Annotated in this window: 11 protein-coding genes and 1 pseudogene; 6 read left to right on the top strand and 6 right to left on the bottom strand. The window is 70.6% G+C overall.

The genetic code is table 11. The features are described 5' to 3' along the window. The 3 genes and pseudogenes from FPZ47_RS16000 to ctaC form a co-directional block, all read right to left on the bottom strand. Positions 1 to 490: pseudogene (locus FPZ47_RS16000) on the bottom strand (MmpS family transport accessory protein); the annotation flags it as partial. Positions 491 to 671: 181 nt separating this feature from the next. Further along, complete coding sequence (locus tag FPZ47_RS15995) at positions 672 to 1,091, bottom strand: cytochrome c oxidase subunit 4 (protein ID WP_144952668.1); 420 nt, start codon at positions 1,089 to 1,091, stop codon at positions 672 to 674. Positions 1,092 to 1,104: 13 nt separating this feature from the next. After that, positions 1,105 to 2,211: an aa3-type cytochrome oxidase subunit II gene (gene ctaC, locus FPZ47_RS15990; protein ID WP_144952666.1), complete on the bottom strand. Its 1,107-nt coding sequence runs from the start codon at positions 2,209 to 2,211 to the stop codon at positions 1,105 to 1,107. Between the two features lie 155 nt (positions 2,212 to 2,366). Between ctaC and asnB the strand changes: the two genes are divergently transcribed. After that, positions 2,367 to 4,322 carry an asparagine synthase (glutamine-hydrolyzing) gene (gene asnB, locus FPZ47_RS15985; protein ID WP_144952664.1) on the top strand — a complete coding sequence of 652 codons (1,956 nt, stop codon included), beginning with the start codon at positions 2,367 to 2,369 and terminating at the stop codon, positions 4,320 to 4,322. Positions 4,323 to 4,389: 67 nt separating this feature from the next. Here the strand turns inward: asnB and FPZ47_RS15980 are convergent, their stop codons facing one another. After that, positions 4,390 to 5,364: a carbohydrate kinase family protein gene (locus FPZ47_RS15980; protein WP_144952662.1), complete on the bottom strand. Its 975-nt coding sequence runs from the start codon at positions 5,362 to 5,364 to the stop codon at positions 4,390 to 4,392. 191 nt (positions 5,365 to 5,555) lie between these two features. Between FPZ47_RS15980 and FPZ47_RS15975 the strand changes: the two genes are divergently transcribed. Further along, complete coding sequence (locus FPZ47_RS15975) at positions 5,556 to 6,239, top strand: Rv0361 family membrane protein (protein ID WP_144952660.1); 684 nt, start codon at positions 5,556 to 5,558, stop codon at positions 6,237 to 6,239. A gap of 47 nt (positions 6,240 to 6,286) precedes the next feature. Here FPZ47_RS15975 and FPZ47_RS15970 read toward each other — a convergent pair whose 3' ends face one another. Beyond that, positions 6,287 to 6,643, bottom strand: coding sequence for an iron-sulfur cluster assembly accessory protein (locus tag FPZ47_RS15970; RefSeq protein ID WP_144952658.1), 357 nt, complete (start codon positions 6,641 to 6,643; stop codon positions 6,287 to 6,289). Between the two features lie 103 nt (positions 6,644 to 6,746). Continuing rightward, positions 6,747 to 7,823, bottom strand: coding sequence for a glycerate kinase family protein (locus tag FPZ47_RS15965; RefSeq protein WP_168209473.1), 1,077 nt, complete (start codon positions 7,821 to 7,823; stop codon positions 6,747 to 6,749). Positions 7,824 to 8,016: 193 nt separating this feature from the next. Here FPZ47_RS15965 and FPZ47_RS15960 point away from each other — a divergent pair, with 193 nt between their 5' ends. The 4 genes from FPZ47_RS15960 to FPZ47_RS15945 are packed head-to-tail and all read left to right on the top strand — an operon-like array spanning position 8,017 to position 11,047. Beyond that, positions 8,017 to 8,697 (top strand): DUF3043 domain-containing protein, encoded by a 681-nt coding sequence (locus FPZ47_RS15960; protein ID WP_246133445.1) that lies wholly within the window; start codon positions 8,017 to 8,019, stop codon positions 8,695 to 8,697. A 27-nt stretch (positions 8,698 to 8,724) separates the two neighbouring features. After that, on the top strand, positions 8,725 to 9,273 hold the full coding sequence (locus tag FPZ47_RS15955) for a bifunctional adenosylcobinamide kinase/adenosylcobinamide-phosphate guanylyltransferase (protein WP_144952652.1): 549 nt from the start codon (positions 8,725 to 8,727) through the stop codon (positions 9,271 to 9,273). After that, positions 9,273 to 10,319 (top strand): nicotinate-nucleotide--dimethylbenzimidazole phosphoribosyltransferase, encoded by a 1,047-nt coding sequence (cobT, locus tag FPZ47_RS15950; RefSeq protein ID WP_144952650.1) that lies wholly within the window; start codon positions 9,273 to 9,275, stop codon positions 10,317 to 10,319. The genes FPZ47_RS15955 and cobT overlap by 1 nt, the downstream gene beginning before the upstream one ends. Next, positions 10,316 to 11,047 (top strand): adenosylcobinamide-GDP ribazoletransferase, encoded by a 732-nt coding sequence (locus tag FPZ47_RS15945; protein WP_144952648.1) that lies wholly within the window; start codon positions 10,316 to 10,318, stop codon positions 11,045 to 11,047. Before cobT ends, FPZ47_RS15945 begins: the two co-directional genes overlap by 4 nt. The last annotated feature ends 20 nt before the right edge of the window (positions 11,048 to 11,067 follow it).

Here is an 11,067-nt window from a genome sequence, read left to right as displayed (position 1 = left end):
GTTTCATCGTGCTGATAAGGTCATTGAAACTCGGGATGGCCGGGGTGGTGGTGGCAGGGTTGGCGAGCTTGCTGGTGTCGGTGCGCGCGACGAGCAGCGACACCGACACCACGAGCGCGATCGCCGCCACGATAGCGGCGACACCGACCACCCACGGCCAGCGCGGAGCGCGGTGTTCGTCGTCCGGTTCGGACGCCTCGTCGTAGTCGTCGTAGTCGTAGAGCCGAAGATCGGCCGGCATGTAGGGGCCACCGGTGAAATGCTCGGACTCCGGCGCCGAATAGGCCCGGGAGTACGCGTCCGTCCGACCGCCCCGCTCCGCGGCCGCGATCTCGGCGTCGTCGAAGGGTTCGAGTTCCCCCGCCTGCCCGGCTTGGTCGCCGGGTTCCGGGTCGCCGCCGGGTCCGCTGTCGGAATGCGGTTCGGGACTGAGCTTGCTGACGGAATCGGGTTCTTCAGGTTCCCATCCCGGGGGGTTCGGCCCGCTCATCTTTGCCTGCCCTGTCCAACTGCGTCACAAGCGCGCGGGGCTCCGCGGTCAGATCGTTGCGCGCGCACTTCACAAGTTCTCATCCTGCCTGGACAAACCCTACCGAACCGAAAGCGGCAAGAACGTCCCGGCGAACGGGCCACCGGTCACGTGATCCGATTGTGACCTTCGGGTCCCGCAATCAGTGCTTCTCGGGCCCGACGTAGTACTCGAAGACCAAACCGCCCACCGACGCGAGGATGAAAACCACCCCCGCGGCAAGCAGCCACGGCAGCCACAGCGCGATGCCGACCGCCGTCACCGAGGCGGACAGCGCGACCATGATCGGCCACCAGCTGTGCGGGCTGAAGAACCCCAATTCGCCTGCGCCGTCACTGATCTCGGCGCCTTCATAGTCCTCGGGCCGGGTGTCGAGCCGGCGCGCCACGAACCGGAAGTAGGTGGCCACGATCAGCGCCATGCCGCCGGTCAGCGCCAGCGCGGCCGTGCCCGCCCACTCCACCCCACCGGTGGCGTACAGCGAAGTCAACACCCCGTAGAGCACCGCCACGATGACAAAGAACCCGGCGACGAACTCGAACAGCCTCGCTTCGATATGCATTGCGCGTCCTCACCTACTGGCTTTTGATCAGTTCACCGCGGCGGGTGTCGAACGGATGGGTGGTCACCGCCACCGGGGACTGGTTGATCGCCTGCAGCGCCTGGGCGTTGGTCTTGCCGTCCATACGTTGGTGCAGGTAGGCCTTGAAGTCGTTGGCCGACACCACCCGGACCTCGAAGTTCATCATCGAGTGGTAGGTGCCGCACATCTCGGCGCAGTGACCGACGAACGCGCCCGTCCTGTCGATCTGCTCCACCTGGAAGACGTTGACCGAGTTGTTGGCCTTCGGATTGGGCATCACGTCGCGTTTGAACAGGAATTCGGGCACCCAGAACGAGTGCACCACGTCGGCGGATGCCAACTGGAACTCGATGCGCTTGCCCTCGGGCACCACGAGCACCGGGATCTCGGTGGTGGTGCCCAGGGTTTCGACCTTGTCGAAGTTCAGGTAGCTGAGATCCTCACCGTGGAGCCCGTGGATCGGCCCGACGAGCTCATCGCCGTGCCTGTCGACGCCCACCGGCGTGGGCGCCACGGCCTTCTTGCGGGCGGGGTCGGCGCCGTCGTAGGTGAAGGTGCCGTCCTTGAAATCGACGCGCTGGTAACCGAACTTCCAGTTCCACTGGAAGGCCGTGACGTCGATCACCACTTCGGGGTCCTTGGCGATGTGCAGCACCTTTTCCTGAACCACGACGGTGAAGTAGAACAGCACCGAGATGATCAGGAACGGCATCACGGTGAGCACCAGCTCCAAGGGCATGTTGTAGCCGAACTGGCGGGGCAGCTCGGTGTCGGTTGCCTTCTTGCGGTGGAAGGCCGACGACCAGAAGATGAGCCCCCACACGATGCCGCCGACGACCAGGGATGCGATGACGGCGCCGATCCACAGCTGCCGGTTCAGGTGCGCCTCCGGGGTGATGCCTTCCGGCCAGCCCATCCCCAGCACTTCCGACCAGCTGCAGCCACTCAAGCTGACCGCAAGCAGTCCCAGCATCCCGGCCAGTGCCAGTGGCCGGAGACGACGGGACAGACCCCGCACCCTGACGGGAAGGCCGCCCGAAAGCCGTCGAAACCTGCCCTGCGACAAACGGTGCGAACGGACCTGCTCGCGAGGTGTCACGTTGGCGCCTCCATGCTCGGATATCGAATACTACGCAGCGTAGACCACGGCGCTGACACCGGCGACGAAACCCCGGCCGGTTAAGCGGTGCGGCACGTCACGGGCCCGTCGCGGCATGTCACGCGCGGCGCCCAAGTGCGGCATACTGGGGCGCCGTGTGTGGACTGCTGGCTTTCGTCGCGGCGCCGGCGGCCGCCGACGGTGCCCCCGCGGCGGCGCGGGCCGACGACGCCGTCGCCCATGCGTTACGCCTGATGCGTCACCGCGGGCCCGACGAGCCGGGCACCTGGACCGATCCGGACGCCGACGGCGCCGTGGTGTTCGGTTTCAACCGGCTGTCGATCATCGACATCGCCCATTCGCACCAGCCGCTGCGCTGGGGGCCGCCCGAGGCTCCCGACCGCTACGTGCTGGTGTTCAACGGCGAGATCTACAACTACCTCGAGCTGCGCGACGAACTGGCCGCCCGGCACGGCGCCGCGTTCGCCACCGACGGAGACGGCGAGGCCATCGTGGCCGGATACCACCACTGGGGCACCGAGGTGCTGGGCCGCCTGCGGGGCATGTTCGCGTTCGCGCTGTGGGACACCGAAACCCGTGAATTGTTCTGCGCCCGTGATCCGTTCGGCATCAAGCCGCTGTTCATGGCCACCGGGACCGGCGGCACCGCGGTGGCCAGCGAGAAGAAGTGCCTGCTCGACATCGCGGACCTGCTCGACTTCGACACCGGGATCGACGAGCGGGCGGTGCAGCACTACACGGTCCTGCAATACGTGCCGGAGCCCGAGACGCTGCACCGCGGGGTGCGCCGGCTGGAATCGGGCTGCTACGCCCGCATCGGTCCCGGCCGGCAGCCCGAGGTCACCCGGTACTTCGTGCCGCGCTTTGCCGCCACGCCGTTCACCCGCGACGCCGAGCAGGCCCGCTACGACGAGATCACCGCGGTGCTGCAGGACTCGGTGGCCAAGCACATGCGCGCCGACGTCACGGTGGGCGCTTTCCTGTCCGGGGGGATCGACTCCACCGCCATCGCGGCGCTGGCCATCCGGCACAACCCGAGGCTGATCACGTTCACCACCGGATTCGAGCGGGAGGGCTTCTCCGAGATCGACGTCGCGGTGGCCTCCGCGGAGGCGATCGGTGCCCGCCACATCACCAAGGTGGTCAGCCCGGACGAGTTCGTCGCGGCACTGCCCGAGATCGTCTGGTACCTCGACGAGCCGGTCGCCGACCCCGCGCTGGTCCCGCTGTTCTTCGTCGCGCGCGAGGCGCGCAAGCACGTCAAGGTGGTGCTGTCCGGTGAGGGCGCCGACGAGCTGTTCGGGGGCTATACGATTTACCGGGAACCGCTGTCGCTGAAGCCCTTCGACCACCTGCCGGGGCCGCTGCGGCGGTCGATGGGCAAGGTGTCGCGGCCGCTGCCCGAGGGCATGCGCGGCAAGAGCCTGCTGCACCGCGGGTCGCTGACGCTGCAGGAGCGCTACTACGGCAACGCGCGGAGCTTCTCCGACGCGCAGTTGCGCGCCGTGCTGCCGCGATTCCGCGAGGACTGGACGCACACCGACGTGACGGCGGCGGTGTACGCCCAATCGGCCGGCTGGGACCCGGTGGCCCGCATGCAGCACCTCGACCTGTTCACCTGGCTGCGCGGCGACATCCTGGTCAAGGCCGACAAGATGACGATGGCCAACTCGCTGGAGCTGCGGGTGCCCTTCCTGGACCCGGAGGTGTTCGCCGTCGCGTCGCGGCTGCCGGTGGAGGCGAAGATCACCAGGACGACCACCAAGTACGCGCTGCGGCGCGCGCTGGCGCCCGTCGTGCCGGCGCACGTGCTGAACCGGCCCAAGCTGGGCTTCCCGGTGCCGATCCGGCATTGGCTGCGCGCCGGCGAGCTGCTGGAGTGGGCCTATGCGATGGCCGACTCGTCGCAGGCCGGCCACCTGGTCGACGTGCCCGCCGTCCGCCGGATGCTCGACGAGCACCGCAACGGCGTCGGCGATCACAGCCGCCGGCTGTGGACGGTGCTGATCTTCATGCTGTGGCACGCCATCTTCGTCGAGCACAGCGTGATACCGCAGATCAGCGAGCCGGTCTACCCCGTGCAGCTGTGACGGCGAGCAGACGCAAAATCGCCCTGAAACACCACGTTCAGGGCGATTTTGCGTCTGCTCGCGGGAACTAGGTGAGTACCGCGGTGATCTCGGCGGCCGCCTCGTCGCCGTAGGCGCCGGCCAGCCGGGTCTTGGCGACCTCGTGGTCCCACGTCCACTCCTGGGTGCCCGTGGACTCCAGCACCAGCACGGCCACCAGCGAGCCCAGCTGCGCCGAGCGCTCCAGGCTCAGATCGGCGCTGCGCCCGGTGAGGAAGCCGGCGCGGAACGCGTCGCCGACGCCGGTGGGGTCGACCTGACTGGTCTCGGGCACCACGTCGACGTGGATGCTGGTGCCGTCGGGCTGCACCACGTCCACCCCCTTGGGGCCCAGCGTGGTGACCCGCAGACCGATTTGCGCCATGACGTCGGCTTCGGTCCAGCCGGTCTTGGACAGCATCAGGTCCCATTCGTAGTCGTTGGTGAACAGGTACTCGGCGCCGTCGATGAGCTTGCGGATCTCGTCTCCGGACAGCCGGGCCAGCTGCTGGGACGGGTCGGCGGCGAACGGGAGCCCCAGTTTGCGGCATTCGTCGGTGTGCACGACCATCGCCTCGGGGTCGTTGGCGCCGATGATCACCAGCTCCGGCTTGCCGATACCCGAGATCACGTCGGCGAGCTTGATGTTGCGGGCCTCCGACATGGCGCCGGGGTAGAACGACGCGATCTGGGCCATGTCGACGTCGGTGGTGCAGGTGAAGCGCGCCGTGTGCGCGCTGGCGGAGATCAGGACGTGCTCGCAGTTGACGTTGTGGGCCAGCAGCCATTCGCGGTAGTCGGCGAAGTCGTCGCCGGCGGCACCGACGAGGGCCACCTCACCGCCGAGCACCCCGATGGCGAACGCGATGTTGCCGGCCACGCCGCCGCGGTGGATCACCAGGTCGTCCACCAGAAAGCTGAGCGAGACCTTCTGCAGATGATCGGCCAGCAGCTGTTCGGAAAAGCGGCCGGGGAACCGCATCAGATTGTCGGTCGCTATCGAACCGGTCACCGCGATCGTCACGAAATCTCCATCCTCAGTTAGTAAGGTTATCTAGCTTACCCGCGTGCATCGACCGTCGTTGCGTCCGCGGTCTGCGGGAGCCGGTGCGCTAGCCTGCCTACAAACCTGACCGGTCGCCGAGACCCGAGCGCGGGCGGTTGCCGTCCCCGACCCTTACCGGGCGCCCCAACTACCACCGTAGGAGACCCACGATGGCCGGTCCGCACCCGCCGAACCACACCGTCGGCAACGACCGTCCGGGGCCGCACGCGCAGTCCCGGCCGCTCGAATACCCCAACGAGCACGCCACCGGCGACCCGGCCTTCGGTCCCGCGCCCGGGGGTCCCGCGGGACCCCCGCCGCCCAATTATGCAGGTCCGCCGCCGGCGCCGGTCGGCTACCCGCGGCGACGGTCCAACCGGCGTTTGCTGGTCAGCGTCCTGTTGGTCATCGCCCTGGCGGCCGCGACGACCGTGGCGATCGTGTACGGGATCCGCACCAACGGGGCCAACACCGGCGCGACGTTCTCCGACGGAGCGGCCAAGACGGCGATTCAGGACTACCTGGACGCGCTGGACCACCGCGATCTCGACGTCGTCGTCCACAACGCCCTGTGCGGCATGTACGACGGGGTGCGCGACAAGCGGTCCGACCTGGCGCTGGCCCGGCTGGCCAGCGACGCCTTCCGCAAGCAGTTCTCCCAGGTCGAGGTGACCTCGATCGACAAGATCGTGTACCTGTCGCAGTATCAGGCCCAGGCGTTGTTCACGATGCGCGTCTCACCCGCGTTCGGTGGCCCGATGCGCGGACAGGTGCAGGGCATCGCTCAGCTGCTGTTCCAGCGCGGCCGGATCATGGTGTGCTCGTACGTGTTGCGCACCGGCGGCTCCTACTAGAGCCCGCGCACCGGGGAACCCGTCGATGGGCCAGGTGAATCGATGGGTCAGTTGAAGGAGTCGCCGCAGGCGCAGGAACCGGTGGCGTTGGGGTTGTCGATGGTGAAGCCCTGCTTCTCGATGGTGTCGACGAAGTCGATCGAGGCGCCCTCGACGTAGGGCGCGCTCATCCGGTCCACCGTCAGGGTGACGCCGCCGAACTCCGCGGTCAGGTCGCCGTCCAGCGCCCGATCGTCGAAAAACAGGTTGTAGCGCAGGCCGGCGCATCCCCCCGGCTGAACCGCGATGCGCAGCGCCAGGTCGTCACGGCCCTCCTGGTCGAGCAGGGACTTCGCCTTGGCGGCAGCGGCCTCGGTCAGGATCGCGCCGTGAGTCTTGGCGTCCGACTCGTTTTGCACCGTCATCGCTTCTCCTAGATGCCTCATCGGTACCGCATGCGCACGCATGCTCATCGGTTGGGTGGGTCGGTTTCAGCAGGGCCCGATCAGCCCCGGAAAACCCATACGGTCAACGATACCTCGCAGGACCGCTATTCCCGAGTCGTGCCGCCACCTGCGAGGCCAGTCCCATCAGCTGGTTGGCCGCGTCGGCCTGCGCGAGCCGCGCCGATCCGGCGTAGTCGGCGATCGACAGGGCCGACATGATGCCCGCCGTGCGCACCGCCGAGTTGTCCAGCTCGACCTGTCCGGCCAGCACGATCACCGGGATGCCCCGCGGGCGGGCCCGGTCGGCGAGGCACCCCACCACCTTGCCATGCAGGGACTGCTCGTCGAACCGCCCTTCCCCGGTCAGGATCAGCTCCGCGATCTCGAGGTCATCGGCCAGGTGGGTGTGCTCGGCGATGATCTCGGCTCCCGATTCGCACCGGCCGCCGAGCGCCAGCAGGGCCGCGCCGATGCCGCCGGCGGCGCCCGCGCCGGGCTCGGAGCTCACGTCACGTCCGGCCGCGGCTTCCAGTTCGACCGCCCACGCCTCGAGGCGCACCTCCAGGGCCGCGACGGCGGCCGTGTCGGCACCCTTCTGCGGCCCGAACACCCGGGCGGCCCCCCAGGGCCCCGTCAGGGGGTATTCGGTGTCCGAGGCGATGATCACCTCGACACCGGCCAGTTTCCGGCGGGCGGCGTCCAGCCCGCCGAGTTCGGCGATCATGCCCCGGCCGCCGTCGACGCAGGCGCTGCCGCCGAGCCCGACCACGATCCGCCTGGCCCCGTAGCGCAGCGCCTCGTCGATGAGCTGCCCGACTCCCCTGCTGTGGGCCGCCAGCGCGGTCTCCGGGGTCGGCGGTCCGCCCAGCAGAGCCAGACCACACGCCTGGGCGCATTCCAGGTACGCCGTCGAGGAAGCGGCGTCCAGCACCCAGTCGGCGCGGACGATGGTGTCCAGCGGCCCGGACACCTTCAGGCGCCGCTTCTGCCCCAGCCGGTTGGCCAGGACCTCGACGAAGCCCGGGCCGCCGTCGGACTGCGGGGCCACGATGAACCGGTCGCCCGGGCGGGACCGCGTCCAGCCCGTCGCGATGGAGGCGGCGGCCTGCACGGCCGACAGGCTGTCGCCGTAGCAGTCCGGGGCCACCAGGACCAGCATGGCCGGTAGCTGGAGACGACCTGGCCCGAGGCCGGCGGCGGCACCATCGGAGGGCATCGAGCCGTCGTCCATCACAGGCAGCCGTTCAGCACAGCGCTAAGAGTAGGGCCATCCTCGTCACTGGCGCATGGCTAATAGCAATGCTTTCCGGGGCGATTCCGCGCCGGGCCCGGCGCGAAGTAACCTGGCGGCTGTGAAGCTACTGGGCCGCAGGAAGGGCCACGACGACGACCTCGGGGAAGGCACACCGGAGCCGGCTTCCGGTTCCGGCGACGCGGCCCCCGCCGAGTCGCGCCGTACCGCACCTAAGGGCCGGCCCACCCCCAAGCGCGACCACGCCCGGCGCAGCGCCAGGAAGGGGCCGGTCGCGCCGGCACCCATGACCGCCTCGGAGGCGCGGGCCCGGCGCAAGTCGCTCGCCAAGCCCAAGCTCAGCCGCGAGGAGCGCAGGGCCGACAAGGCCGCCGGCCGGGCCCGGATGACGGAGCGCCGCGAACGCATGATGGCCGGCGAAGAGGGCTACCTGCTGCCGCGCGACCAGGGGCCGGTGCGCCGGTACGTGCGCGACGTGGTGGACGCCCGGCGCAACCTGCTCGGGCTGTTCATGCCGGCGACGCTGTTCCTGCTGTTCGTGATGTTCGCGGTCCCGCAGGTGCAGCTCTACATGTCCCCGGCGATGCTGGTGCTCATGGCGGTGATGGCTGTCGACGCGCTCATCCTGGGCCGCAAGGTCGTCGGAATGGTCGACGCGAAATTCCCGAACAACACCGAAAGCCGTTGGAAGCTCGGCCTTTACGCTGCCAGTCGGGCTTCCCAGATGCGCAGGATGCGGGCGCCCAAGCCCCAGGTCGAGCGCGGCCGCAGTGTCGGCTGAGCATCGCCGGAAAGCCGCCTGACCCCCATGCGCACGCTGGTGCTCGGCGGGATCAGGTCGGGCAAGTCGCGCTGGGCCGAGGAAGCCATCGCCGGGGCGCTGCCTGCCGGCCGGCCCGTCCGCTACCTGGCCCCGGGCCGGGTCGACGACGCCGACGCGGCCTGGGCGGAGCGAGTCGCGCGGCACCGCGGCCGGCGGCCCGCGCACTGGGCGACGGTGGAAACCGCGGAGGTCGCGGCCCAGTTGCGGCAGTCGCCGGACACGCCGGCGCTGGTCGACGATCTCGGCGCCTGGCTGACCGCCGTACTGGACCGCAACAACGCGTGGGGAAACGGTTCGCCGGCGGTCCCGGTCCACGAGACGATCGACGACATGCTGGCCGCCGTCACCGCCTTCGCCGCCCCGCTGATGCTGGTCAGCCCCGAGGTCGGGCTGACCGTGGTGCCGGCCACCGCGGCGGGCCGCCGGTTCGCCGACGAACTGGGCGGCCTCAACCAGCGCGTCGCCGCGGTGTGCGAGCGGGTGGTCCTGGTGGTGGCCGGGCAGGCGGTGCCGATCAAGCCGTCGGGAATCTGATGGAATTCCCGCCGATCTCGCCGCCGGATGCGACCGCCGCCGCGGCCGCCCGCGCCCGCCAGGACATGCTGGCCAAGCCGCGTGGCGCCCTCGGCCGCCTCGAGGACCTGTCGGTCTGGGTCGCGTCGTGTCAGGGGCAGTGCCCGCCGAGGCAGTTCGGACGCGCCCGGGTGGTGGTGTTCGCGGGCGACCACGGCGTCGCCCGCTCCGGCGTGTCGGCCTATCCGCCCGAGGTGACCGCCCAGATGGTCGCGAACATCGCGTCCGGCGGGGCGGGGATCAACGTGGTGGCCGAGATCGCCGGCGCGACGGTGCGGGTCGCGGACCTGGCCGTCGACGCCGACGCCGCCTCCGAGCGGATCGGCGCGCACAAGGTGCGGCGCGGCAGCGGCGACATCAGCGTGCAGGACGCGTTGACCCACGAGGAGACCGTCGCCGCGATCGCCGCGGGCCGGCGCATCGCCGACGAAGAGGTCGACGCCGGCGCCGACCTGCTCATCGCCGGCGACATGGGAATCGGCAACACCACCCCGGCGACGGTGTTGGTGGCGGCGTTGACCAACACCGAGCCCGTCGCGGCGGTCGGGTTCGGCACCGGAATCGACGATGCCGCATGGGCGCGCAAGACGGCCGCGGTGCGCGACGCCCTGTTCCGGACGCGGCTGGTGTTGCCCGACCCGGTGGGGCTGCTGCGCTGCTGCGGCGGTGCGGACCTGGCCGCCCTGGCGGGTTTCTGCGCGCAGGCGGCGGTGCGGCGCACGCCGCTGCTGCTCGACGGCACGGCGGTGACGGCCGCGGCGCTGGTCGCCGAGCGCCTGGCCCCGGGTGCCCGGCAGTGGTGGCAAGCCGGTCACCGCTCCACCGAGCCAGGCCACGCGCTGGCTCTGGGGGCCCTTGCGCTGGAGCCGATTTTGGACCTGGGGATGCGGCTGGGCGAGGGCAGCGGCGCGGCGACGGCGCTGCCGGTGCTGCGCGCCGCGGTGGCCACGCTGGGGTCCATGGCGACGTTCGGCGAGGCCGGTGTCTCCGACCGATTATCCTCGTGATACGTTCGCTGGCAACGGCTTTCGCGTTCGGGACCGTGCTGCCCGTGCCCCGGGCCGGGCCGATGGGCCGCGGCGCCATGTCCGCGCTGCCGGTGGTCGGCGCCGCCCTGGGGGCGCTGGCCGCGGCCGTCGCGTGGGGCGGTGCGGCGGCGTTCGGGCCGGCCAGCCCGTTGCCCGGGCTGCTCGCCGTGGCGGCGCTGCTGCTCGCGACCCGCGGCCTGCATCTCGACGGTGTCGCCGACACGGCCGACGGGCTGGGCTGCTATGGGCCGCCGCAGCGCGCGCTGGCGGTGATGCGCCAGGGATCCACCGGCGCGTTCGGTGTGGCCGCCGTCGTGCTTGCGATCACGCTGCAGGGCTTCGCGTTCTCGGCCCTGCCGCCGGCGGGGATCGTCGTGGCGGTCTTCGCCGGCCGGGTCACCGCGGTGCTGGCCTGTCGCCGCTCGGTTCCGGCGGCCGACGGCAGCGTGCTGGGCGTCCGCGTCGCCGGCAGCCAGCCCGCGCCGGTGGTGGCGGCGTGGGTCGCGGTGTTGCTCGCCGCCTCCGTGCTGGCCGGGCCGCGGCCGTGGCAGGGCCCGGTGGCGGTGCTGCTGGCGGTCGGCTGCGGGGCGGTCCTGGCCGCGCACTGCGTGCGGCGGTTCGGCGGCATCACCGGTGACGTGCTGGGCGCCGCGATCGAGTTGACGACGACGGTCGGCGCCGTGACGCTGGCCGGCCTGACGGGCTGAGCGCCGCCCCAGCGTGACGA

It is taken from the genome of Mycobacterium helveticum, from assembly GCF_007714205.1.
Lineage (GTDB): Bacteria > Actinomycetota > Actinomycetes > Mycobacteriales > Mycobacteriaceae > Mycobacterium > Mycobacterium helveticum.
The sequence above is the reverse complement of the archived record's forward strand: the minus strand, read 5'-3'. Positions and strand labels throughout refer to the sequence as shown.

Excerpts from the sequence above, each read along its gene's own strand:
- cobT (WP_144952650.1), top strand. The coding sequence starts at position 9,273 with ATGGAATTCCCGCCGATCTCGCCGCCGGATGCGACCGCCGCCGCGGCC.
- FPZ47_RS15995 (WP_144952668.1), bottom strand. The coding sequence starts at position 1,091 with ATGCATATCGAAGCGAGGCTGTTCGAGTTCGTCGCCGGGTTCTTTGTC.
- FPZ47_RS15975 (WP_144952660.1), top strand. The coding sequence starts at position 5,556 with ATGGCCGGTCCGCACCCGCCGAACCACACCGTCGGCAACGACCGTCCG.
- FPZ47_RS15955 (WP_144952652.1), top strand. The coding sequence starts at position 8,725 with ATGCGCACGCTGGTGCTCGGCGGGATCAGGTCGGGCAAGTCGCGCTGG.
- FPZ47_RS15965 (WP_168209473.1), bottom strand. The coding sequence starts at position 7,823 with ATGCTGGTCCTGGTGGCCCCGGACTGCTACGGCGACAGCCTGTCGGCC.
- FPZ47_RS15970 (WP_144952658.1), bottom strand. The coding sequence starts at position 6,643 with ATGACGGTGCAAAACGAGTCGGACGCCAAGACTCACGGCGCGATCCTG.